This window comes from Corynebacterium sp. 22-2729 (assembly GCF_053479475.1).
The window spans coordinates 1-24,402 of sequence record NZ_JBRBCA010000009.1 but is presented as its reverse complement, the minus strand read 5'-3'; the positions used below and the strand labels follow the sequence as shown (position 1 = coordinate 24,402).

The 24,402-nt window shown below is 59.3% G+C and carries 19 protein-coding genes, 2 tRNA genes and 1 pseudogene; 11 read left to right on the top strand and 11 right to left on the bottom strand.

Annotation, left to right across the window (positions count from 1 at the left end):
- Window positions 1-28: 28 nt before the first annotated feature.
- The 9 genes from ACUY2T_RS07620 to ACUY2T_RS07580 all read right to left on the bottom strand — a co-directional run bounded on the left by ACUY2T_RS07620 (window position 29) and on the right by ACUY2T_RS07580 (window position 8,827).
- On the bottom strand, window positions 29-1,666 hold the full coding sequence (locus tag ACUY2T_RS07620; RefSeq protein WP_448308142.1) for a bifunctional ADP-dependent NAD(P)H-hydrate dehydratase/NAD(P)H-hydrate epimerase: 1,638 nt from the start codon (window positions 1,664-1,666) through the stop codon (window positions 29-31).
- A gap of 209 nt (window positions 1,667-1,875) precedes the next feature.
- A complete protein-coding gene (locus ACUY2T_RS07615; protein WP_448308141.1) occupies window positions 1,876-3,039 on the bottom strand; it encodes an acyl-CoA dehydrogenase family protein in 1,164 nt (387 codons plus the stop codon).
- Window positions 3,040-3,176: 137 nt separating this feature from the next.
- A tRNA-Leu gene (locus ACUY2T_RS07610) sits at window positions 3,177-3,250 on the bottom strand.
- Window positions 3,241-4,224, bottom strand: coding sequence for a Ppx/GppA phosphatase family protein (locus tag ACUY2T_RS07605; protein ID WP_448308140.1), 984 nt, complete (start codon window positions 4,222-4,224; stop codon window positions 3,241-3,243). The genes ACUY2T_RS07610 and ACUY2T_RS07605 overlap by 10 nt, the downstream gene beginning before the upstream one ends.
- 42 nt (window positions 4,225-4,266) lie before the next feature.
- Window positions 4,267-4,833 carry a DUF501 domain-containing protein gene (locus ACUY2T_RS07600; RefSeq protein ID WP_448308139.1) on the bottom strand — a complete coding sequence of 189 codons (567 nt, stop codon included), beginning with the start codon at window positions 4,831-4,833 and terminating at the stop codon, window positions 4,267-4,269.
- Window positions 4,834-4,917: 84 nt separating this feature from the next.
- Complete coding sequence (locus tag ACUY2T_RS07595) at window positions 4,918-5,649, bottom strand: FtsB family cell division protein (RefSeq protein ID WP_448308138.1); 732 nt, start codon at window positions 5,647-5,649, stop codon at window positions 4,918-4,920.
- A gap of 90 nt (window positions 5,650-5,739) precedes the next feature.
- Entirely contained in the window at window positions 5,740-7,017 is a 1,278-nt protein-coding gene (gene eno / locus ACUY2T_RS07590; protein ID WP_448308137.1) for a phosphopyruvate hydratase, read from the bottom strand.
- 209 nt (window positions 7,018-7,226) lie between these two features.
- The gene (locus ACUY2T_RS07585) at window positions 7,227-8,099 is read right to left on the bottom strand and encodes a lytic transglycosylase domain-containing protein (protein ID WP_448308136.1); all 873 of its coding nucleotides are present in this window, start codon (window positions 8,097-8,099) and stop codon (window positions 7,227-7,229) included.
- A gap of 11 nt (window positions 8,100-8,110) precedes the next feature.
- Entirely contained in the window at window positions 8,111-8,827 is a 717-nt protein-coding gene (locus tag ACUY2T_RS07580; protein ID WP_448308135.1) for a metal-dependent transcriptional regulator, read from the bottom strand.
- Between the two features lie 122 nt (window positions 8,828-8,949).
- Here ACUY2T_RS07580 and ACUY2T_RS07575 point away from each other — a divergent pair, with 122 nt between their 5' ends.
- From ACUY2T_RS07575 to ACUY2T_RS07565, 3 genes are read left to right on the top strand one after another with little or no spacing between them, the layout of a single operon-like run.
- Window positions 8,950-9,867 (top strand): metal ABC transporter substrate-binding protein, encoded by a 918-nt coding sequence (locus tag ACUY2T_RS07575; protein ID WP_293791007.1) that lies wholly within the window; start codon window positions 8,950-8,952, stop codon window positions 9,865-9,867.
- On the top strand, window positions 9,868-10,680 hold the full coding sequence (locus tag ACUY2T_RS07570; RefSeq protein WP_293791006.1) for a metal ABC transporter ATP-binding protein: 813 nt from the start codon (window positions 9,868-9,870) through the stop codon (window positions 10,678-10,680).
- Window positions 10,677-11,537: a metal ABC transporter permease gene (locus tag ACUY2T_RS07565; RefSeq protein WP_293791005.1), complete on the top strand. Its 861-nt coding sequence runs from the start codon at window positions 10,677-10,679 to the stop codon at window positions 11,535-11,537. The genes ACUY2T_RS07570 and ACUY2T_RS07565 overlap by 4 nt, the downstream gene beginning before the upstream one ends.
- Window positions 11,538-11,573: 36 nt before the next feature.
- Here ACUY2T_RS07565 and ACUY2T_RS07560 read toward each other — a convergent pair whose 3' ends face one another.
- Together ACUY2T_RS07560 and mfd are read right to left on the bottom strand one after the other, a co-directional pair.
- Window positions 11,574-12,890 (bottom strand): MazG nucleotide pyrophosphohydrolase domain-containing protein, encoded by a 1,317-nt coding sequence (locus ACUY2T_RS07560; protein ID WP_293791004.1) that lies wholly within the window; start codon window positions 12,888-12,890, stop codon window positions 11,574-11,576.
- A gap of 37 nt (window positions 12,891-12,927) precedes the next feature.
- Window positions 12,928-16,665 (bottom strand): transcription-repair coupling factor, encoded by a 3,738-nt coding sequence (gene mfd, locus ACUY2T_RS07555; RefSeq protein ID WP_448308134.1) that lies wholly within the window; start codon window positions 16,663-16,665, stop codon window positions 12,928-12,930.
- Window positions 16,666-16,755: 90 nt separating this feature from the next.
- On the opposite strand from mfd, the gene ACUY2T_RS07550 reads away from it, so the two are divergent.
- The 8 genes and pseudogenes from ACUY2T_RS07550 to ACUY2T_RS07515 form a co-directional block, all read left to right on the top strand.
- Window positions 16,756-16,827: transfer RNA gene (locus ACUY2T_RS07550), tRNA-Gln, on the top strand.
- 29 nt (window positions 16,828-16,856) lie between these two features.
- A complete protein-coding gene (locus tag ACUY2T_RS07545) occupies window positions 16,857-18,251 on the top strand; it encodes an MFS transporter (protein WP_448308133.1) in 1,395 nt (464 codons plus the stop codon).
- A 168-nt stretch (window positions 18,252-18,419) separates the two neighbouring features.
- Complete coding sequence (gene glmU, locus ACUY2T_RS07540; protein WP_448308208.1) at window positions 18,420-19,883, top strand: bifunctional UDP-N-acetylglucosamine diphosphorylase/glucosamine-1-phosphate N-acetyltransferase GlmU; 1,464 nt, start codon at window positions 18,420-18,422, stop codon at window positions 19,881-19,883.
- Window positions 19,884-19,994: 111 nt separating this feature from the next.
- Window positions 19,995-20,966 (top strand): ribose-phosphate diphosphokinase, encoded by a 972-nt coding sequence (locus ACUY2T_RS07535; RefSeq protein WP_293791001.1) that lies wholly within the window; start codon window positions 19,995-19,997, stop codon window positions 20,964-20,966.
- A 285-nt stretch (window positions 20,967-21,251) separates the two neighbouring features.
- Complete coding sequence (locus ACUY2T_RS07530) at window positions 21,252-21,902, top strand: 50S ribosomal protein L25/general stress protein Ctc (protein ID WP_448308132.1); 651 nt, start codon at window positions 21,252-21,254, stop codon at window positions 21,900-21,902.
- A gap of 190 nt (window positions 21,903-22,092) precedes the next feature.
- Window positions 22,093-22,629, top strand: coding sequence for an aminoacyl-tRNA hydrolase (gene pth / locus ACUY2T_RS07525; RefSeq protein ID WP_293790999.1), 537 nt, complete (start codon window positions 22,093-22,095; stop codon window positions 22,627-22,629).
- Between the two features lie 92 nt (window positions 22,630-22,721).
- On the top strand, window positions 22,722-23,342 hold the full coding sequence (pth, locus tag ACUY2T_RS07520; protein WP_448308207.1) for an aminoacyl-tRNA hydrolase: 621 nt from the start codon (window positions 22,722-22,724) through the stop codon (window positions 23,340-23,342).
- A 111-nt stretch (window positions 23,343-23,453) separates the two neighbouring features.
- A pseudogene (locus tag ACUY2T_RS07515) lies at window positions 23,454-24,402 on the top strand (hypothetical protein); the annotation flags it as partial.

The following is a 24,402-nucleotide window of genomic DNA, read 5'->3' as shown; positions in this document are numbered from 1 at the left end:
CTCCATGCATTTACTGTCTGTACTAGTCCTACCCTTGCCCGCCGACAACCGACCTCAACCATGCTGTCGCGTGAGGGATGTGCTGCGCGATCTTCAGCGCGGAGGTCGGCGCCAGACCATAGGGTGTAAGGGCAGATATATATGACGCCGCAGCGTGCACCGCGACACCGACCGCAGCTGTATCGACCACATAATCCGCCTCGTGCGTCTCAAACTCGGCTTGCCCTGCCTCGGCATATCCACCGTCGCGGGCGCGTCTGCCGGCATCGCGTGCAATCAGCGCACCGAGGATTCCGGCCAGCACATCGCCGGATCCAGGGGTGGCCGCCCATGACGACGCAGTATCCACAACCAAGGCTCGCTGTGGGTTGGCGATGATGGTGAAGCGTCCCTTCAGTAACACTGTGCAGTTCAGTTCTCGGGCCAGACGTTCAGTAGAGGTGATCCGGTCTGGCGATTCCAAAGGCAAACCAGCTGCCTTTGCTAACCGGTCGAATTCACCGTCATGCGGGGTGAGCAAGACAGGGGCGTTGCGGGCACGAAGAACGTCCAGCACATCCGGGTTCTTCGCCAAGACGGTGATCGCGTCGGCGTCAAGAACCAAAGGCTGCACCATATCGAGGACCGCGAGGAGCTCCTGGCGAGCGTCGCGGTCCGTGCCTCGACCCGAACCGACCATGCGTGCTTGCACCTGTCCAGCGTCGCGGACAGTAGGGTGCACGATCACTTCTGGGGTGGTGGCCAGGACGTATTCGGGGTGCTCGCCGATGTAGCGCACCATCGAACTGGTGGTGTTAACCGCCGCGAGGGTGGCCAACACACCCGCGCCCAAATAGTCTTTACTACCTGCGCAGATTCCGACGACTCCGCCTGAGTACTTGTCATCTGTGGCACCTGGTTCGCCAGGTAGAGTGCCGGGCAATGGCTGCGGGGTGCAGGCCATTTGCTGGAGAGGCTGATTGTGGTGAGCAAGTAGTTCGACCGGTGTGTGCCACAAAGCAGTAGTGCCTTCCAACTTGGCCAGCTCAGCAGAGAGCAGGGAGCCATCGTCCAGACCAATATCCTCGCAGAGCACCGTTCCGCATGCAGCGCTGAGACCATGGGCTCGGCGTAGCCCGCCAAAAGTGATGGTCACGTCGGCGCGGACGTGCTTGCCGGGTGCTTTACCCGTGTCAGCGACCACGCCACTTGGAATGTCGATGGCCAATACCTTGGCTGCACGGAGAACCTCGTCGACCTCATCAGGGATTTCGCCCCGCCCACCAAGGCCAAACATTCCGTCGACGATTACACCGTAGCGGCAGGATTCTGCCGACGGTTCATTCGTCGTCGTAGCCTTGTCCTCGCCCAGCGCCACGAAGCTTCCGCCTGCTGCTGTGAAGGTCTGGGAGGCGCGTTCGTGAACATTATCTGTTCCCGCTATGGCGTATGCCTCCACCCTTTTCCCCTGCATGGCAAGCACCGCACCGGCGTATAGTGCGTCGCCTCCGTTGCCTCCGGGACCAACCAGCAAAAGCACGGGATCCTCCTGCGTCGCCAGCATGTTCTGAGTCACGGTGGCTACGGCGTGCGCGGCGGACTGCATCAGCTCGTCTGCTCGCTGCTGGCGAGCGAATAGAGCAGTCTCGGCGGAACGGATGTCCTCGACGGAATAAAGAGTGCGCATGCTGCCCATGATAGGGACGTCCACGCCTCGCCACCCGGACTTATCCTGACCTACCCCTCTGCGCCCGCATCAACTCATAGGCTTCCAACGCTGCGGCGCGGGATTCCTTTAGGTCTCTTTTGACCCGAGCGCCATTCGCTACCTCCTGGAGTGGTGCCTTGATCTTCAGGAGTAATTCTAAGCTTCCAAAAGACCATTCCCCTCCAGGACTAATCCTGCTTAAACTCGCGGGCAATGAGCAGCTTCATGATTTCGTTGGTGCCGCCGTAGATCCGCTGCACGCGGGCGTCCGTGTACATCCGCGAGATTGGGTATTCCCGCATAAATCCATAGCCACCGAAAAGCTGCAGGCAACGGTCCGCCACAGAACTCTGCAGATCCGAGGCCAGGTATTTGGCTGCAGAGGCCTGGGCTGTCGTCAGCTTGCCCTCGATGTGCAGAGCCGTACAGTGATCAGTCAGGGTCTTCGCCGCCAGCGTCTCACTCGCGCACTCGGCCAGCACGAACTGAGTATTTTGGAATCCGAGAATTGGTCGGCCAAACGCTTCGCGCTCATTGACGTATTTGATGGTTTGGCGCACTGCCCCTTCACATGCCGACGCCCCTGCAATTGCGAGAATCAAGCGCTCCTGAGGCAGCTGCTGCATCAGTTGGATGAAGCCTTTGCCCTCGATGCCTCCGAGCAGATTGTCCTTCGGCACGCGCATATCAGTAAAGAAAAGTTCTCGGGTGTCCTGGCCTCGCTGGCCGATCTTGTCCAACACCCGTCCCCGCTCGAAGCCTTCAAGATCCTTTGTCTCTGCGACTATAAGAGACAACCCCTTGCCACCTGGCTGGTCGTTGGTTCGGGCAACAATCACCACAACATCGCAGTGAGTGCCATTAGTGATAAAGGTCTTGGAACCATTAATTACCCATTCATCACCATCGAGCTCCGCCTTGGTCTTAATGCTCTGCAGATCCGAGCCCGTGCCCGGCTCTGTCATGGCAATAGCGCCGACGAGCTCACCACTAGCCATCCCCGGTAGCCACCGCTTACGCTGCTCCTCAGTACCAAGCTGGTATATGTAATGAGCCACAATCACGGAGTGCACACCGTTGTGCCAGGCGGAATCCCCGGCAAGCCCCAGCTCCTGTTGGATGACGGCTTCGTGTGCGAAGGTGCCGCCTCCGCCACCATATTCTTCGGGAATGGACGCACACAGCAGTCCAGCGTCGCCTGCCTTATTCCAGAACTCACGCTCTACCTGATGGTTTTCTTCCCACTTCAGCTCGTTGGGGGTCACCTCACGAGCGATAAACTCGCGGGCATGCAGGCGTAGGGCGTCAGTTTCTTCAGTTTCCCAAGTGGCGCGGTAGTTATCCAGAATCATGGCCAAGGCTCCCTCGTTGGTAGAGAAGCGCCGACATGTTATTTTGCCGACAAATACTTTCGGGGAGTAACGCTACAGCAGACTGCCTACCAGCTTCCTCGGTTTTTGAAAATGGGCAGGAAAAGCGCAACAAAAAGTCCCCCCAGTCGGACTCGAACCGACACTGAACGGATTTTAAGTCCGCTGCCTCTGCCAATTGGGCTATAGGGGGCGTGCCATGACCTCAGCCAGCATCCCGTCTAATATATCCTTCTCGCTGATCGTGATCTCACTAAGCCCCCAATCTAGGAACCGGCTTGTGAAGGCATCCACCACAATTGAACCACCACCGATGACGTCCGCACGCCCCGGGTGCATAGGCCCGTACTCGCAACGCTGCTGGGGCGTCAATCCCAGCAACGTACGTGCTGTTGCGCGAAAGTCCTCTAGCGGCAAGGTGGCCATGTGAATGCGCTCGGGCTCATACTCCGAAAGCCCCAGAGTAAGAGCGGTGAGGGTCGTCATCGTACCCGCCACCCCGACAACCTGATCGACTGCGCGCAGATCCACATGCGAGCGAACCTGCTCCATCAACTCCTCGACGAAGGAACGGGCATCGTCGATCTGCTGCTGCGTTGGCGGTTGATCGTGCAGGAAGCGTTCCGTCAACCGCACACAGCCCATGTTCGCTGAGAAAGCCTGCGGCTCGCGGCCTGGGCCATGAACAACGAACTCCGTAGATCCGCCACCTAGATCAATTACGCACACGGTGCACTCTGCAGCACCCGGCAGGTCGGTGACGGCTCCCCGGAAACTGAGCTCAGCCTCTTGTTCGCCAGAAATAACCTTTGCCACCGCGCCTTCGCGCACGCGCCCCAGATGGCGGCGGGTGATGTCGAAGAATTCTTCACGGTTCGCCGCGTCGCGGGTAGCGGAGGTCGCGCCCATCATCACGTCGACCACCCCGTAGTCGACCATCCGGTCGGCATAGATTTGCAGTGCATCATCCACGCGCTGCAGCGCCTCGTCTGCAAAACGCCCGGTGGCATCTACCCCCTGCCCCAGGCGAACGATGATGTTATCCCTGTTCAGCTCGTTAATCTGACCATCTGGAGTCCGCTCGCTGATGAGCAAACGGATGGAGTTTGTGCCGCAGTCAATGGCGGCAAAGCGGGGATTGGAAACCTCATTGTGGGGAGCACTCATAGTTCCCCAGGCTACCCCAGTGCGCTAGATCCCCTTTTTGGGCTATTCCTCAACGCTCGCGGTCTGCATTGACGTACCCAGAGCGGCGGAGGTCGGCCAGTCCTTAGGCAGCGCCGTACCTTCAAGCTTTGGGTTGTTTTCGATTGCCAGCGCCACAGCTTCGGTTCCTAGGCGTACCCGATCCGGCCCTTCTGCCAGCGCATAGGCGATAAGGACGTGCAGGCACTTCACGCGATCTGGCATTCCCCCGCCAGAGAAGTCGGTACCCAGGTCTTCCATTTTGTTGCGTTCAGCCAGGTAGTGCTCGTGTGCTGCTCGGTAGTCCGCAGCTAGATCCTCGTCCTCGCTCAATCGGGCTTGCATTGACTTCATGACGCCCGCCACCTCTAGGCGCGAGGCTTCCGCGGTCAGGCGCGGGTCAGTCAGGTAGTAGAGAGTGGGGAAAGGCGTACCATCAGGCAACTTGGGCTGCGTTTTCACCACTGCGGGCACACCGTCAGGCGTGTAGTAGCTGACCTCCACCACACCACGTAGCGGACGGCCAAGCTGCTGGCGCATTACCTCAAGGTCTTCGTCGGTCGGTGGGCCGGGCTGGCGGGCATTGGTCATCTTTAGACTTTCTGGGTTCTTTTGGTGGGCGTTTTACTTGTGGACGTTTTGTTTGACGTTTTGTTTAAAGGAAACCTGCGAGTACTAGTTAGCTGGCGCGGGTGCTTGTTCCTGCGCCGGAGCCGGGGCGCCTTCAGAGGCTTGCTCGGGCGCCGGCGCGTCCGTCTTTTCCTCCGGCACTGTCGGCAGCTTGTGATCCTCATTCTCCGGGTTGTTCTGTTCCTCCAAGACTTCCTCCGGAGTAGAGATGGAGTCCCACAACTGCTGGTACCAATCGCGGTTCCCCTCGTCACCGTTCTTCTCGTCTTCCACTTCGGTGCCCAGCTTGTCAGCCTGGATCTTCGGGGAAATGATGCGGAATGCCGACTCTCCCGGTTCAATCAGTCCCAGGCGGGTGCGAGCCTGCTCCTTGATGTAATCCTCATCGCGGTAGCGATTGAGCTCGCTGGTCAATTCGGCCTTTTCCTTCTCCTGCCCCGCAATCTTCGTGTTGAGCTGCGCCAGCTCAGCGCGTTGTTCAAAATAGTTACGCAGCGGATTCGTAATCGAAACCGCCAGGAAGATCAGCAAAAGCAGCGACACGAGCCACGTCGCGGGGCTCATGTTCTTCGGCACCTCCACAAAGGATCGGGCCATGCGCTTCGGCGCGGTCTGTGCGCGCTGCCGTCGCTTTTCTCGTCTCTCGATCGACCGTGCGCGAGGCAGGCGGGCGGACGCGGGGCGGTCTTTTTCCTGCCCGTTGTTTTCGGACGCCACGTCTGCGCGCGGCTTCTCCTCCGGCTCCTTTGCCGGTTCGCCCTTGGTCGATTTGCTCATGGTCTACAGAGTCTAGCGAAGCGAAGCTGAAATGCGAGTAGCCCACGGCCACCTACGCGGGTGGCCGTGGGCTACTGATCTGTTATGCGTTTACTTCTTGAAGCGCGGGAAGGCAGAGCGGCCTGCGTATACGGCAGCGTCGCCCAGGATCTCCTCGATGCGCAGCAGTCGGTTGTACTTTGCAACGCGCTCGGAACGAGCCGGAGCACCGGTCTTGATCTGGCCGCAGTTCAGAGCGACAGCCAAGTCGGCAATGGTGGTGTCCTCGGTCTCACCGGAGCGGTGGGACATCATGGTGCGGTAGCCGTTGCGGTGAGCCAGCTCGACGGCCTCGAAGGTTTCGGTCAGAGTGCCGATCTGGTTAACCTTCACCAACAGGGCGTTGGCGGCCTTCTCCTCGATGCCCTTGGCCAGGCGCTGCGGGTTGGTGACGAAGAAGTCATCGCCAACGATCTGCACCTTGTCACCGATCTTGGCGGTCAGGGCAGTGTAGCCCTCCCAGTCGTCCTCCTGCAGTGGATCCTCGATGGAGACGATCGGGTAGGACTCGATGAGCTCCTCGTAAACCTTAGCCATCTCCTCGGCGGTGTGCTCGCCGCCCTCGAAGTGGTACTTGCCGTCCTTGTAGAACTCGGAGGAAGCGACGTCCAGAGCCAGTGCCACGTCCTCGCCGACCTTAAAGCCAGCCTTTTCGATTGCCTCGACAATCAGGTCCAGGGCAGCCTTAGTGGAATCGACGGAAGGGGCGAAGCCGCCCTCGTCACCCAGGCCGGTGGACAGCCCCTTTTCCTTAATAACCTTCTTCAGGGTGTGGTAAACCTCTGCGCCGGCACGCAGTGCCTCGGAGAAGCTCTCGGCACCGATCGGGGCGATCATGAACTCCTGGACATCAACGCCGGAGTCTGCGTGTGCACCGCCGTTGAGGATGTTCATCATCGGCACCGGCAGAACGTGAGCGTTCGGGCCACCGACGTAGCGGAACAGTGGCAGATCGGCGGTCTCTGCAGCTGCGTGAGCCACAGCCATGGATACACCCAGGATCGCATTGGCGCCCAGCTTGGACTTGTTCTCGGTGCCGTCCAGATCCTTCATCAGCTGGTCAACGACGCGCTGGTCGTCAGCCTCAACGCCCATCAGCTCTTCGTCGATCTCGTCGATAACGTTCTTGACGGCGTTCAAAACACCCTTGCCCTGGTAGCGGTCGCCACCATCGCGCAGCTCGTGTGCCTCGTGCACACCGGTGGAGGCGCCGGAAGGTACGGCCGCACGGCCGAAGGAACCGTCGTCCAGTACTACGTCAACCTCTACGGTCGGGTTACCGCGGGAATCCATGATTTCACGGGCATCAATGTTGAGGATCAGGGCCATGTGTCTGCCTCCTTGGCATGTGGCATCGAGTGCCAACTGTTGATTATCTGTTCTCGGTTAACAGCTAAAAAGGTCTCCACCGTGGCCTAGGCATTCATCTGATCGGCACCTAGTGCAACGGTCTACTCCCATTGTGACACCGCCATAAAATTTTCGCCGTCGCCCGGAAGAACCGAGGGAAAACTCCCCCTCCCTAAAGGGGGATGGTTTTACATAGGCGACTGTCCGAGCGCGTAGTTTGCCGCTGCATCGCGCACCTGCATCACGTACTCGTCGGAAAGGTTGTAGCCCTTGATTGCGTTAGTCCAGCCGGACTTAGTACCAAGGTCGCGCTGTTCACGGCACAACAAGGCGCTTGCGGCAGCAGCTGCGTCAAACACACTCTGGGGGCTTTTCTTTCCATCCTTGTCAGCATCCACCCCATAGGTCTTCCAGGATTCAGGGATGAACTGCATCGGCCCCAGCGCGCGGTCGTACTCGCGATCTCCATCTAGTCGTCCACCATCGGTATCTTCCACCTTGGCGAACTGTCGCCCATCGAGCTTCGGCCCAATGATGTCCGGCTCGGCAATGCCATCATCGTTTAGCTTTGACGCCCCGAAGCGGTCACCGTCGTACGTTCCATGGCGGGTTTCTACGTATCCGAGTCCGGCCAGAGTGTTCCAGGAAAGATTGCAGGTGGGGTGCTCTGCGCGAGCGATTGCCTCTGCATTTCCGTAGGCAATAAGCGCGGGCAGAGGAATGTTTAGTTCCTCGGACTTGGGCTTGGCCCAATCCAGTAGCCGCTGATAAGCGCTGTCGAAATCGTCTCCGTCTATATCCGGGGCCGGACTCGCTGCCTTTGGCGGCACATCCGTGGGCACCGGTTGGCGGTCGGATTCCGCGTTATTGTTGTTCGTCACGAATCCCGCGACGAGGTAGCCAACCAGTCCAATGATCGCCAATAGTGCGATAACCACGACGAAGAATCCGCAGCCTCCCAGCAACCCTCGATTGGGGCGGCTTGAGGTTGCTGCCTCGTCGTCCCATGTCAGATCCCTGGGTTCGATCCTTTGGGGACGGCGATAGCGGTTCGACGCCATGAAGGTCCTTCCTATTTCTTGGTGCGTCCGCTCGACTTAGTTTGTTTCTTCTTAGCCGGAGCCGCACTTACTAACACTGCGCTTAGGCTACTAGCTGGCAATTGAACCCGTGTTTCCGACTCGGCTATTTGAAGCTCAGCCATGTCAGCAAAGACGCGCTCCCCCACGGTGACGTGTACTCCGGGGAGAACTCCATGCTGGGTGAGATAGCGCACCAGCGCGGCGTCCCTGTCGCTGATTCGGTCGACTACGAGGTATTGACCCGTGTGGGCGTCAGAAAGCAGGAAGGCCGAACTCGCGGGAATACGGCCACCCTCGTCCGGAATGGGGTCACCGTGTGGGTCTCGGGTGGGGTTATTGAGCAGGTTGGCGATGCGTTCAACAAAGGTCTCGGACACTGCATGTTCCAGGACCTCAGCTTCGTCATGCACTTCATCCAGCCCATATCCCAGATGGGTGCAGAGGAAAGTTTCGATCAATCGGTGGCGACGCACCATGGCCAGTGCGATGGTGCGCCCGGCGTCGCTGAGTTCAATGTCGCCATAGGGGGCGTGCTCAACGAGCCCCTGCGCGACGAGGCGCTTAATGGCCTCCGACGCCGTGGAGGGGCGTTGTTCCATGTGAGAGGCCAAAACGGAGAGGGAAACCCCGCTGCCGGACCATTCCTGTAGATCGAAGATCTTCTTCAGGTAGTCCTGGGACCTCTCGGGAAGGTCTGTGACATGCATACAGTTCAGTTTACGGGGGTAAGGGGGTTTTATGAACTCCTGGGGATGGATTAGACTACACTGTATTGTTCAACGCGTTGAACTTTACACCCCTCACTAACAGAAAGAGTTATACAGTGAAAATGAATACCACTAAGCGGATGGTCGCAGCCCTCTGTATCAGTGCGCTTTCAATAGCTGGCACGACAGCCTGCAATAGCAACGGCACCGGCGGCGCCGAAAAGGCCGAGGTTCTCACTACTTTCACCATTTTGCAGGACATCACCGCCAACATCGCCGGCGATACCCTCACAGTGCGGTCGCTAACCCAGCCCGGCGCGGAAGTCCACGGTTACGACCCCTCCCCCACAGATATCGCCGCCGCCTCTAACGCAGAACTCATCATCAACAACGGCCTGGGCCTCGAACATTGGCTGGATAAGCTGACCGCCGACAGCAAAGCCAAGCGCGTTACAGCAAGCGATGGCATCACCCCTATCAACATCAAGGGCACTGACCAGCCCAACCCCCACGCGTGGATGAGCCCATCAATTGCCAAAACCTATGTCGACAACATCGTCAAGGCCCTCAGCGATCTGCGCCCGGATAACGCGCAAACATACGAGGACAACGGCGATAAATACAAGGATAAGCTCGACGACGTGCAGACCGAATTGCACACCGGCCTAAAGAAACTCCCTCGTAGCCAACGCGCGCTCATGACTTGCGAGGGCGCCTTTAGCTACCTCACCCACGACGCAGGCATGAAGGAGGGCTACATCTGGCCAGTCAACACTGAAGGCGAGATCACCCCACAGCAGATCACCCAGGCCACCAAGTTCGTCAAGGACAACCATGTCCCCGCCGTGTTCTGCGAATCCACCGTTGAAGCCGGCCCGAAAGAGCAGGTGATGCGTGACTCTGGCGCACGCGACGGCGGTACGCTCTACGTTGACTCCCTCTCCGAAACCGACGGCCCTGTACCGACCTATCTCGATCTTCTTTCTTATGACGCCCGCACCATCGTCAGCGGGCTCACCGGTAAGGACACCAAGAAGTAAATGACACCACCGCAGTCTTCAGACATACCCTCTACAAGCCCGGCTCTTGTCGTCGATGATGTGCACGTTAACTACGGTTCTGTCGATGCGCTAACCGGCGTGAACCTCCGCCTCGAGTTCGGGCAGATCACGGCGCTCATCGGCATGAATGGCGCTGGCAAGTCCACGCTTTTCAAGGCCATCATGGGGTTGGTGCAGCCATCGTCAGGACGCATCACAGTTGGCGCCAGCGGCGCACGTGGGGCTGTGGCCTATGTTCCTCAGCACGATCACGTGGACTGGAATTTCCCCATCAGTGTCCGCGAAATCGTCGCCAGCGGAAGGCGCCAGGCACGGTCGAAGGTGGGGCTCCTGCCGCAGGGCTCGCCACTATGGGGACTGAAGAGTTGGCGTCAAGAAAAGAAGAACAACGAACGCATCGTTGATGAAGCACTGCGACAGACCGGGCTAACGGAGCTGCAGGACCGTCCCGTCGGGGCGCTTTCAGGCGGGCAACGCAAACGCGTCTTCGTGGCGCGCGGCATTGCCCAAGAGGCAAAGATTATGCTGCTCGACGAACCTTTTGCAGGGGTCGATACACAGTCACAGTCGCAGATCACCGCACTATTGCACGAGCTCGCCGGAGACGGCACCGCGCTTTTGATCTCCACACATGACCTCGACCGACTCCCGGAACTATGCGACAACGTGGCGATGCTCAACCGACGCATCGTGGCCGAGGGTGCGCTGCATGATGTGCTGACGGCGGAAAACCTCACTCGCACTTTTAGCACCGATACGCCGCTGATCGCGGACAAGGAGGCACACTCATGAGCGCTCTCTCCGGCACTTTCCTCGATCCCATCCTTGTGCCTTTTAGCTATAGCTTCGTCCATCGTGCGCTGCTTGCCGCCAGTGTGATGGCTATCGTCGCAGGCTTACTCAGCTGCTGGCTGATCCTCGTCGGCTGGTCTCTTTTGGGAGATGCAGTTTCACACGCCGTCCTACCCGGCGTGGTGCTGGCCTATATCGCCGGCGTGCCCTTCGCCGTTGGGGCTATGGTGGCGGCACTGATCGCGGTAGGACTGGTGGGCTCGGTAAAAGAGCGAACCACACTGCGGGAGGACACCTCCATCGGCATTATCTTCACCACCTTCTTCGCGCTCGGCTTGGTGCTGCTCTCTGTCACCCCGAGCGGTACGCACCTTCAGGAAATCCTGTTCGGCAACCTGCTGGGCATCACGCAGTCCTCGTTGTGGCAGATTCTGACTATCGGCGGTATCGCCTGTGTCGTGCTTCTCGCCAATGCGCGCACCTTCACCCTGTGGGCTTTTGACGCCGAGCACTCCAGAACCATGGGCTTCAACACGAAGGCCATTCGCTGGGCGCTGCTGGCTTGCCTCGCGTGTGTGGTGGTCGCCAGCGCTCAAGCCGTCGGCGTGATTTTGGTGGTCGCGATGCTAATTACCCCAGGTGCGACGGCTTACCTGTGGACGCGCCGTTTTCGCCGTATGCTGCTGATTGCCCCGCTGGTCGCCTGGGTCAGCTGTGTCGCGGGCATTGTGCTGAGCTTCAATTTGAATGTCTCCGCCGGCGGCACCATCGTGTTAGTGCAATCGGCGATTTTCGCTCTGACGTACTTGTTCGCCCCGCGTGAGGGGCTGGTGCGGGCAATGCTGGCGCGCCACTAAATGCCTTTTGCCCCCCACTGCTTAGGAATCCCGTTCCTAGGCTTCTGGCCGCTGGGTGCGCAACTTCTCGCGGAAGGCAGCAACTGCGTCATTCAAGCGACGCTCTGCCTCGCCGGGACTATCGAGCTCCAGGCCGACCATCGGGTAGCGAATATCAGTCGGGATGTCCTTATCCGGAATTCCCAGTTTCCGAGCCTCGGCAATGACGGCCTCCGCAGCCGATAGCGCACTCGTACCGGTGGCACCGTGCACGGCGGGGAATTGCTGCGCATGCGGCTCCTGGCGCGTGGCAGGGCGGGGTGCTGCATGCGGTGAATTGTGGGGTGTCCGGTGGGGTTCCGGGTGTGATTCAGGACGGGCGGGCTGCTTCTTCGCCTCCGTGTAACGCAGGTAGTCCTCGCCGAAGTCCCTAACTCGTTGAGCTTCCTCTTCCTTTTTGCCCGCCTCCCACAGGCGATCCTGCTCCTGGCGTGGCACTTGACGCTCTACCTCTTCAAAAAGGTAAGGCGCGCGAGAGCGCAATTTCGCAGAGAAAGCGCCCGCCACATGCCCAATGTCGAAGGAGCCTCGGCGGTTAGCAATTTCAGCGTGGAAGAGCACCTGCAGCAACACATCGGAAAGCTCAGAACACAGATCCTGCTCAAGCCACTCGGGACGTGCGCCCTTTTCTGCGTTCTTTTCTGTGCCGTCCTGGGCGTTGTTATTTGCGCCGTCCTTAGCGTGGTCCTTTGCGCCCGCCCGTGGATTGGTTGCGGCCTCCCACTGCTCCATCAACGCGATGGTGCGGGCCAATTCCTCGGTCTCCTCCCGCAGGTATTTCACCAAGCTAGTGTGGGTCATCGACTGCTCCCACTCCCCCTGGCGCAGCGCCCGCGCCATCAGTGCAACCGCATCCTCAATCTCATCCATCACAGAGGCCGGAACCTCTGTACGGGTCGTGCGACGCAAACCAGCGACGGCAGCGGTGTGCTCATCGGTTCCGACGATTTCACCGTCCACTACTCCATCGCCTGAGTGGGTAATCTCGTGCTCGTTTTCCCCCGCGGTGGCGTCATCAGAAACAGCGGTAGAAGAACCAGCCTCCAACTCACGTGCAGGCTCCAAATGCACCTTCAGACTCGGCGCGGTGACGAGCTCTTCGCCAGCCTCAATGCGGCTAATAACAGTCTCATTGTCCAGATCCGTCGTGACGAGAATCTCGGAGTCGTCGACCGTGTGGCCACCCAAATCCGCGATGACCCAGCGGACGCGGATAGGTACCTCCTCCGTGTAACACACATCGCCGCGGAGCAGATCGACGGCGTCCACGGGAATCATCGCGGGGAAACGGGGATCGAGCAATACGACTGACATGGCGGTTATTCTAGCGTGTCACCGCTCAAGACGTGCTTTAGTCCTTGCTAGTGGTCGTGCCCGCCGCTCCGGACATACTGCGGATCGGAATACCAGCCAATTGTGTCAGCGCATCGGCACACCACTGCACCAGCTCGGTATCGCGCAACGGAACCGCACGCATCCCCTGACCGCGCTTCGGCGCCGGGATCAGCACAATCTTGGTCGTCGCCCGATAGTTTGCCGCCGGGAACAGGCGCTTCAGGCGCACCTGGGTGGAATCCTGCAACTCAATCGGGCTGAAGCTGATCTTCGAGCCGGTCGCTACAACTTCCGTGACCTGCAGGTCTCGGCACAGCAACCGCAGACGGGAAAGCACCGCAAGCATTTGAATCTGTTGTGGGGGCTCGCCATAGCGGTCGTTGAGTTCCTCCAGGACCTTCTCGATCTGTTCCTCGTCCTGCACTTCCGCGAACTTGCGGTAGGCCTCCAGGCGAAGGCGCTCCGAAGCGACGTATTCGGCCGGGATATGCGCATCAATAGGCAGATCGATGCGGATCTCCTTCTTCTCCTCCTCACGACCGTCAACAGGCTTGCCATCGGCCATGGCTCGGAACGCTTCCACTGCTTCGCCCACCAGGCGAACGTAAAGGTCGAAGCCCACCCCTGCGATGTGACCGGATTGCTCGGCGCCCAGCACATTACCTGCGCCGCGCATTTCCAGATCCTTCATGGCAACCGCCATGCCCGCTCCGAGGTCGTTGTTCTGGGCGATGGTGGCTAGCCGGTCGTAAGAGGTCTCAGTGAGTACCTCACCGCGTGGGTATAGGAAGTAGGCGTATCCGCGCTCGTGGGAACGACCCACACGACCACGCAGCTGGTGCAGCTGCGAAAGACCCATGTGATGCGCATTCTCGACGATCAGGGTGTTTGCGTTGGCAATGTCCAGACCCGTTTCCACGATGGTGGTACACACCAGCACGTCGAATTCGCGGTCCCAGAAGCCCTTGACCGTGGTCTCAAGCTGTTCCTCGCTCATCTGACCGTGCGCAACCACCACGCGAGCTTCCGGCACCAGGCGGCGAATATCGGCAGCGGTCTGCTCGATAGTGCGCACCTTGTTATGCACGTAGAACACCTGGCCATCGCGCAGAAGCTCGCGGCGGATGGCAGCTGCCACATGCTTGTCTTCCTGTGCACCGACATACGTCAGCACCGGATGGCGATCCTCCGGTGGAGTAAGGATTGTCGACATTTCGCGGATACCCGCCATCGACATCTCCAGGGTGCGAGGAATCGGGGTGGCGGACATAGTAAGTACGTCCACGTGAGTGCGCAGAGACTTGATGTGCTCCTTGTGCTCCACACCGAAGCGCTGCTCCTCATCCACGATGATCAGCCCAAGGTTCTTCCAGTGGACCCCCGTCTGCAGCAGGCGATGGGTACCGATCACAATATCCACCGTGCCATCGGCCATGCCGGCAATGACCTTCTTGGATTCCGCCGGAGTGGTAAAGCGCGACAGTTCCCTAATGGTCGTGGGGAAGTCCTGCATGCGTTCGCTAAAAGTATTGAAGTGCTGTTGCGCAAGCAAAGTCGTCGGCACGAGAACCGCCACCTGTTTGCCGGATTGCACGGCTTTGAATGCTGCGCGCACTGCAACTTCCGTTTTTCCATAGCCCACATCGCCGACAATCACGCGATCCATCGGCACTGGCTTTTCCATGTCCGCTTTCACGGCCTCAATGGCGTTGTACTGATCCTCGGTTTCCGTGTAGGGGAAGGCATCCTCCATCTCGCGCTGCCACGGAGTATCCGCTGCGAACGCATAGCCCGGCGCGGCCTGGCGGCTGGCATACAACTGCACCAGCTCGCCGGCAATCTCCCGCACCGCGCCGCGTGCCTTGCGCTTGGTGTTTTTCCAATCAGCTCCGCCCATTTTGGACAGCGCCGGCTTCTCACCACCGACATAGCGCGAGAGCATATCCAGCTGATCCATCGGCACATACAGCTGATCCCCAGGGCCACCACGCTTGCTGGGCGCATACTCCAAAACCAGGTATTCACGGCGGGAGGCATCCGCCCCCTTGCCCACCGTGCGTTCCGTCATCTTCACAAACTTGCCGATGCCATGGGAGTCATGCACCACCAAGTCGCCTGGCTCCAAGGCCAGCGGATCCACCCTGTTGCGCTTCTTCGCCGGCTTGCGTTTGCCCGTGGCTTTCGCGTCCACACGGTTACCGGTTAGATCCGTTTCGGTAAAGAACAGCAAGCTGGAGCGCTTATCATCCCCAGCGAAAGGGAACACCAAACCCTCAAAAGCAACCGCATGATAGATACTCACCTGGTGCGGAGCGGGTTCATCGGCAGTCGTGTGCTTCGACTTCTTGATCCTCCCCAGTCCCCGACTGCCGCTCAGATCCACGCCGATGGCCTCCGCTGCAATACCGGCCTCTTGGAACCGTCGCAGCATACGGGCCGCAACGGCCGGGGTCGGTGCGGCAAAGGCCACACGACCGCCAGATTCCACCCGCTTCCGGATATCGCTCATTAACGCACCGATCGCTTCCATTTCTCCGTGCGGTCGGGGCGCCGGGGCGTAGTCGAGTTCGAGGATGTCGGAGGTGTTGGCGTCGGCGTCGGTATCTGCTTCAAAATCAGCCATTCCGGGCGTAGAAAGGGTCCACCACGGCCGTCGCAGTTTCTGCTGCACCTTCTGCACCGCAGCCACCGACAGGTAGGCCACGCCCTCCATCGGAGCGGAACCACCCATCGCGGCGACATCCCAGCTGGCTTCGAGGAACTGCTGGCCGGTTTCGCGCAGATCGTGAGCGCGCCGTTCGACAGCAGCGGGAGCCAGCACCAGCGTGTGCGTCTCCTCTGGCATGAGTTCCGGCAGCGCCACCAGATCTGCTGTGTGTAGCACCGGAATCAGCGATTCCATGCCCTGCACCTGCATTTTCTGGCTGATCTTATCGAGGATCTCGGCCAGCTCTGCGTTGCCGGCATGTTCTTGAGCCAGGTTCTTTGCCTTCGACGCCACCTCGTCCGTCACGATCAACTCCCGGCAGGCGTAGACCATCACCTCGTCTGGCTCTACCCCGGGGATGGTGCGCTGGTCGCCGACGCTAAAAGCGCGCACCTCAGTGATCTCATCGCCCCAGAAATCCACGCGTACAGGCATTTCCTCGGTCGCGGGGAAAATATCCACGATGCCGCCGCGGATAGCGAAGTGACCCCGCTTGCCCACGACATCAACGTGCGTATATCCAAGCTCCTGCAGGCGGTGAGTCAATGCCTCGAAGTCGATTTCCTCTCCCACCTTCAGCCGCACCGGGATGACGTCGCCCAGATTGGACTGCACAGGCTGCACTGCCGCTCGTGTCGGCGTGACCACCACCTTGAGGTTTGCATCCCCTTGCTGAAGGCGCCGTAGCACCCGCATGCGGGTTGCCACGGTCTCTACCGCCGGGGAGAGTTTCTCGTGTGGCAAGGTCTCCCAGGATGGGAAGTGCTCGACGCCATCGCCCAGCATGTACCGCAATACCGTGGTGAGATCCTGAGCCTGGCGGCCCGTCGCCGTCACCACCAGCAGTGGAGCACGTTGCGCCATAGTTCCAACGATGAACGGCCAGGCTCCTTCGGGAGCCTGCATATGCAGAGACTGCTCCCCCAGATGCGTCATCATCCCGCGCAACTTTCCATCCTGAGCGGTGGCTTTGAGTAGCCCCGCCAGGCTGGGCGCCATTTTCGACGGCTGATTGGACTCGGCTTGCGACGTGGATGTCTGACTCATGGCCATCAGTTTATCTTCCAGCCCACCCTGCGGTTTATGCGCCCGGTTCGCCATACTGTAATGTGTCTGCTGCACATTATTATGTGCCACTCTCCCATGGTGTAATTGGCAACACTACGGTTTTTGGTACCGTCATTCTAGGTTCGAGTCCTGGTGGGAGAGCTTTTTTAATGCGAAGGGTAGGGCAACCCATGTTCGGCAACGCCACTACAGCGCGCGGCGCTGAATCCAACTCTTTTTGGCACACATTCACCACAAAATTCATCGGCACCCCGCCAGAGAGCGATCTCAAGCATGTCGAGGAAAACGCAGGTCGTTATTCCCTGGGCTTTGGCACCCAAAACATTGGCGATCAGATCGTGTCGGCCAAAACAATCCTGCCGTGGTTCCTATCCATCGTCGCAGCTCCCGCGTGGATCATTCCACTGTTGGTGCCGATCCGTGAGTCGGGCTCCATGCTGCCTCAAGCCCTGTTCCGCCCGTGGCTGCAAACTAAGACCTCGCGCCTGGGCTTCATGCAGATCGGTACGCTCGGCCAAGCTTTAGCGTGCGCGATCATGGTCGCAGCGGCTCTACTTACCGATGGGCTGCTGGCCGGACTGATTATTCTCGGAGCCCTGGCGCTGCTTTCAACCTGTCGTTCCCTGGTATCGCTAACCAGTAAGGACATTGCTGGACGCACCGTTCCGAAGGGGTTCCGTGGCCGACTCACGGGTTTTGCCACTACGTTGTCCGGCGCCGTGGCGATCCTTGTAGGTGTGGCCATCCAGGCCGCCCGTGGGGAGCTCACCCCTACCCTTTTCGCCGTTCTTTTTGCCATCGCCGCTGTGGCCTGGTTGGCCAGTGCATGGCTTTTCAAGGGGATTCGTGAGGGCGTCACCAAACAAGAACAAAAAGACCTTCCACAGGGCACCAGTTACCTGCGCGACGTTTTCGGCGACATCGTAGATCTTGTGCGCAGCGATGGGGACTTCCGCCGCTTCGTGTTGCTTCGTTCGCTGCTGCTCGCCTCGGCACTGTCGCCCACGTTCCTGGTAACGATGGCCAACCAGCAGTCCGTAGCGGAGGAATCTTCAGTGGCCAGCGCTATATTTACTGGCTTGGGTACCTTCGTCATCGCCGCTGGCGTGGCCTCGCTGCTCGCGGGCAGGGTTTCAGGATGGCTTTCCGATGTCAGCTCACGTAACACCCTCACTGGCGCCGCACTGCTGGCAACGGTTGTTCTGATCATCACCGTTGCTCTGGGCTATGCCTCCTCTATTAGTGACACCCACACGTGGACCACCGCCCTGGTGTGGTGGCTCCCCATCGCGTTTTTCATTATTTCGCTTGCCCACGCTGCGATTAGGGTCGCTCGCTCCACTTACATTGTGGATATGGCGGAGGGAACGCAGCGTACTCGGTATGTGTCGGTGGCGAACACGTTGATGGGTGTGCTGTTGCTGATCGTGGGTGCGTTGACCAGTGCGTTAGCAATGGTTTCCCCCGAGGTCGCTCTCGGCGCATTGGCGTTGTTCGGTTTGCTGGGAGCGGGACTGTCCCACACCCTGCCGGAAGTCTCGGTGGGCAAAGAAAACGTTTCTTAACTTGCCCGAGAGGGAGACCTGCCCAACGCAGCGAGTACACGGCGCTATGCTGGATATCGCTTTTGACCAAAAGTCAGGGAAAGTAAGTCAGGGAAAGTAAGGAATGCCAACAACGTGACTGATGCTGCACAAAACCCCGAAGCTCACCCGAAGGCTCAAAGCCAGCCCGTGGCAGTGATCGTGCTTGCTGCCGGAGCCGGTACGCGGATGAAGTCCGCGACGCAGAAGACCCTGCACTCCATTGGCGGGCGCACCCTGCTTTCACATAGCCTGCACGCCGCAGCGGGTATTAACCCGGAACGCATCGTGGCAGTGATCGGCCACGGTCGCGAGCAGGTCGGTCCCGCCGTGGCGGAGATATCCGAGCAGCTCGGCCGTACCATTGACACCGCCGTGCAGGAAGAGCAAAAGGGTACTGGGCACGCCGTCCAGTGCGCAATGGAGGCATTGCAGGGATTCGAAGGCACTGTCGTAGTGACCAATGCTGACGTCCCGCTCCTTTCCCCAGAAACTCTGCAGGAGCTTTCCGCAACCCACAATGGCGCAAGCGTGACCGTGCTTTCTGTCCACCAGGACAACCCCACGGGCTATGGACGCATCCTGCGCACCAATGACGGCATGGTGACCGCCATTGTTGAGGAAAAGGACGCGACGGAAGAGCAAAAGGCGATCAATGAGGTTAACTCCGGTGTCTTCGCTTTTGACGCGGCGATCTTGCGTGATGGCTTGGCACAGTTGAACACGGATAACGCGCAGGGCGAGTTGTACCTGACGGATGTACTGAGCATCGCTCGCAGCGCGGGTCACCCCGTGCGCGCCCACATCGCCGCCGACGCAGCGGAACTGGCGGGCGTCAACGACCGTGTACAGCTAGCGGCTGCAGGAGCGGAGCTCAACCGCCGCACCGTCACCGCAGCCATGCGTGGCGGAGCGACGATCGTCGACCCGGCTTCTACCTGGATCGACGTGGATGTCCAGATTGGCAGCGACGTAACGATCCTGCCGGGCACTCAGCTGCTCGGTACCACGACCATCGCGGATAATGCGCAGATCGGCCCCGACACCACCCTGGAGAACGTCGAGGTTGGCGAAGGTGCACGGGTGATACGCACTCACGGCTCTGATTCCACCATTGGCCCGCGCGCTGAGGTCGGGCCATTCACCTACATTCGACCAGGCACGGTGCTGGGTGAGGAAGGCAAGCTTGGAGGCTTCGTCGAGGCGAAGAAGGCCAACATCGGCCGAGGTTCCAAGGTGCCACACCTTACCTACATCGGCGATGCGACGGTCGGCGAGTACTCCAACATCGGCGCGTCCAGCGTCTTCGTCAACTACGACGGTGTAAACAAGCACCACACCACCGTCGGCTCTCATGTGCGCACGGGCTCCGATTCCATGTTTATCGCACCGGTAGTCGTGGGCGACGGCGCTTACTCTGGTGCCGGTACCGTCATCAGGGAAGACGTTCCGCCGGGAGCGTTGGCTGTCTCCGGCGGCAAGCAGCGTAACGTCGAAGGCTGGGTCGCTAAGAAGCGCCCCGGAACTGCCGCCGCTGCAGCCGGTGAAGCTGCCGCCAAGCGAGTAGCCGAGGGCGGCTCACCGACCTCTACCCCACAGGCAGACCAGCAGTAGCGCGCTCCTCTGCGCCAGTTTTGTTGTTACCTTTGGGCGCGCCCTAAAATGGGGAACGCCCTATTAAAAAGATGAATAGTCCAGCTCTTCGACCGGAAGGTTAAAGCACAAGTGTCCACCACCCACTGGATCGACAATCAAAAGAACCTGATGCTGTTTAGCGGCAGGGCTCATCCGGAATTGGGGGAGGCTGTTGCCCGTGAACTGGGCATCGAGGTCACTCCGACCACCGCCCGCGACTTCGCCAATGGCGAGATCTTCGTCCGCTTCGAAGAGTCCGTCCGCGGTTCCGATGCCTTCGTACTGCAGTCGCATCCGCAGCCGCTGAACAACTGGCTGATGGAACAGCTGATCATGATCGACGCACTGAAGCGCGGCTCCGCTAAGCGCATCACCGCGATCCTGCCTTTCTACCCCTACGCCCGTCAGGACAAGAAGCACCGCGGACGCGAGCCGATCTCCGCCCGCCTGGTCGCCGACCTGCTGAAGGCCGCCGGCGCGGATCGCATCGTCTCCGTCGACCTGCACACCGACCAGATTCAGGGCTTCTTCGACGGCCCGGTCGATCACATGCACGCCATGCCGATCCTTACCGATCACGTGAAGAAGAACTACAACCTAGACAACATCTGCGTGGTTTCCCCCGACGCTGGTCGCGTTAAGGTTGCCGAGAAATGGGCCAACGTTCTGGGCGACGCACCGCTGGCTTTCATCCACAAGACTCGCGACATAGATGTGGCCAACAAGGTCACCGCCAACCGCGTAGTCGGTGACGTGAAGGGCCGCACCTGTGTGCTGCTGGATGACATGATTGATACCGGCGGAACTATCGCGGGCGCCGTCGGTGTGCTGCGTGAGGCGGGCGCTGGCGACGTAATCATCGCCACCACCCACGGTGTGTTTAGCGACCCAGCTCGAGAGCGCCTCAGCAACTGTGGCGCCCGCGAGATCATCACCACCGATACTCTGCCGCAGTCCACCGAGGGCTGGGACAACCTGACGGTGCTGTCGATCGCTCCGCTGGTAGCTAAGACCATTCACGAGATCTTCGAGAATGGATCTGTGACCACCTTGTTTGAGTAACTCTGCAAACAGTTTTAAACCCCCGTCGGGGGTGTGCTAAAATTTTCCCGAATCTCGGCGAGGGCTGGATTCTTATATAGAATCTGGCCGTTATCGGCGCGAAAAGCACACTCCCCTTCTTTTGTTTGACGCCCCCCTCTCCCGGTGGGTACGCAACCAATCAATTGTGGGATGCATACACGCCGCGAGATATCGCGGCATTTTTTGTGTCCGCGGTTGAAACGCATTAAGCACGACAGTGTACAAACGAGTACATCTGGAGCGCATTACTAGAAGGAGAACATCATGGCTGATATCACCCGTCTGAAGGGCGAGCTGCGTACCGAGTTTGGTAAGGGCGCTAGCCGTCGTCTGCGTCGCGACTTCCGCGTCCCCGCTGTTGTTTACGGCAACGGCCTGGACCCGATGCACGTCCACGTCGACATCCTGGAGTTCCAGGCCATCCTGCGTAACGAGGGTGTCAACGCTGTTCTGGAGCTTGAGATTGAAGGCCAGGATCACCTGGTCATGATCAAGGCTGTGGATCAGAACGTGCTGACCCTGGACGTTGACCACGCTGACCTGCTGAACGTTAAGCGCGGCGAGAAGGTTGAGGTCGACGTGCCGGTTGTCTTCACCGGCGAAGCTGCTCCGGGCGCCCTGGTTACCCAGGAGGCTGACGTTATTACCATCCTGGCTGACGTTCTGAACATTCCGGAAGAAATCTCCGTGGATGTTGAGGGCAAGCAGATCGGCGACCAGATCGTGGCAGGCGACCTGCAGATGCCGGGTAACGCTTCCCTGGTTTCCGAAGAGGACACCTTGATCATCAACGTTGTTGAGCCGGAGGAAGAGGAACTGCCGGAGGACACTGACGAAGAGGGCGCCGAGGGTGCCGAGGGCGAGGCTGCGGAGGCTTCCGAGGAGAAGGCCGAAGAGGGCGAGTCCGAGGAGTAAACCACTCCCCTGCATCAGAATCGAGCCACACCATGTGCACGCGCTGCACGGTGTGGCTCGTTTTCTATTGACGCCACCTTTAGGCTCAGTTTCTTGCCAGGACTGGACAGTACAATGACCGTCAGTGAGTTTAAGAGAGGTCGGGAAACAGGTGGCGTCACCAAAAACAAAGCAACACACCAACAGCGACATGTGGCTAATCGTCGGGCTGGGCAACCCCGGTAGCAAGTACTCAACAACCCGCCACAATGTAGGGCGAATGGTCATCGATGAGCTGCTGGATCGGCAAATGCCAGCGGCGCGCCTGAGCACCCATAAGAAAACGAACACGGATATCGCCGAAGTGACGATCTCTGGGCGCAAGGTAGTGCTGGCACAACCACGGACTTATATGAATGTGTCGGGCGGGCCGGTGCAACAACTAGCGGCATTCTTTAAGATCCCCGCGGAGAACATCATCGTTGCCTACGACGATCTGGAAGGCGATCCAGGGGAAGTAAAGCTGCGCCAATCCGGTGGCGATAAGGGACATAACGGCTTGAAGTCGATTACGAAGTCACTGGGTACGAAGGACTACTGGCGCTTGTCGTGTGGCATCGGTCGACCGCCGGGCAGGATGGATCCGGCTGCGTATGTACTGAAGCCCTTCCCGAAGTCAGAGGCTGCGGATGTGGCGATCATGTGCGCTGACGCAGCTGACGCAATTGAACGCAACCTAGAGGTGTAAAACTAGTAGCTGTGTCTTTCCTTCAATCTTTGTTTTCTCTCTTCCGTAAGGGCGCGACTAACGATGCCCCTAGCTCCTCGCGGGACAAGAAGATTTCTTTAGCTGATCTGCAGGAATTCTCCCCAGAGTGGATCGTTATCGGCCTCGGAAATCCCGGTGCGAAGTATGCCGAGACTCGGCACAACATCGGGTACTGGCCTATTGATCGACTGGTTGAAAAGTACGGTGCGGAGTGGCTGCCGGTAGTGGGCGAAAAAGCTAAGGTTGCCACAATCCGGGTTGAAGAAACTCCCGTGCTGCTGGTCCGATCCACGACGTTTATGAACAATTCCGGTGAAGCAGTCGGCCCCCTGGCTTCTGCGCTAAACGTTCCTGCGGAGCGGGTGATCGTTTGTCACGACGAGCTTGACATCGCCAAGGGCCAAGTACGCATCAAGGATAAGGGTGGCGAGGGCGGTCACAACGGCTTGCGTTCAATGACCGCTGAATTGGGTACTCAAGCGTACGTGCGGGTGCGTATGGGCATCGGTCGGCCGCCAAAGGGCACTTCCGTAATCGATTTCGTTCTCGCCCCTTTCGAGGACTCTGATTTCGACTCCGATTCAGGATGGATCGAGAACACGCTTGGCGATTCGGTAGACGCAGTGACACTCATCGTGAACAATGGCACAGACATTGCGCGAAACGATATCCACACTCGGAAGCGCACATAGCTGTAACGACATAGTCAGCTCGCCGACACGAGAACTCTTGTCCGTTTCGGAGAGACATGGCGTTAGTATTAGTGAATTCATGCACTCGACTTTTGCTTTTGGGAGATGCTAGTGAAGCAGGTTTTTGGACTACTGCGCGCTATACGAAACAAGCGGGCAGAATCGACGAACTCTGCTCCCGACCAGCAGAAACAACCAACCTCTAGTTCCTCTGCGCCCAACCGCTCCCAGACGGCAAAGCCAGCGCCTGCTCCGGCTGCACCCAAGCAGTCTGCACCCAAGCCGGAGGTGCCCGCTGCGTCTAAGCAAGCTGCGCCCGACAAAACAAAGCAGTCTGCACCCAAGCAAGCTGCGCCCGCCGCGCCTAAGCAAGCTGCACCCAAGGCGCCGCCTACGCGGAAGAAGCCCCAGGATCCAAAGTCCGGGCAAACTCCTAAGCCCGGAGACTTAGCCAGCGACGTAAAGACTCCAGCGAAGAAGACTGTCGCTGCGGAAAATAGTACGGCGATCAAGATCAGCTCGAGCGCTGGTGCGCCTCCAGCTCCCGGATCTGCACCGTCCACGACACAGAAGAAAACGGCGCCTAAACAGGCCCCAAAATCCACGTCTAAGACCGCCCCAAAGGCTGTGGCAAAACCAAGTCAAGAGGCTGCTAAAAAGCCTGCCCCGAAACCGGAAACCAAGCCTGCAACAAAACCAGTAGCAAACGCTGCACCAAAGCCAGCAGCTAAGCCTGCTACAAAGGCAGTAGCACCAAAGGCTGAGCCAAAGCCAACGCAAAAGGCTGCTCAACAGCCCGCGCCGAAGCCAACCCCACCCAAGGCAGCACAAAAGCCCGCAGCGCCTTCGCCAAAGCCGGAGCACAAGACGCTACCCAAGACGGGACAAAAGCCAGCAGCAAAGCCTGCGCCAAAGGCTGTTGAAAAGCCAGCACCGAAACCGGAAACCAAGCCTGCAACAAAACCAGTAGCAAACGCTGCACCAAAGCCAGCAGCTAAGCCTGCTACAAAGGCAGTAGCACCAAAGGCTGAGCCAAAGCCAACGCAAAAGGCTGCTCAAC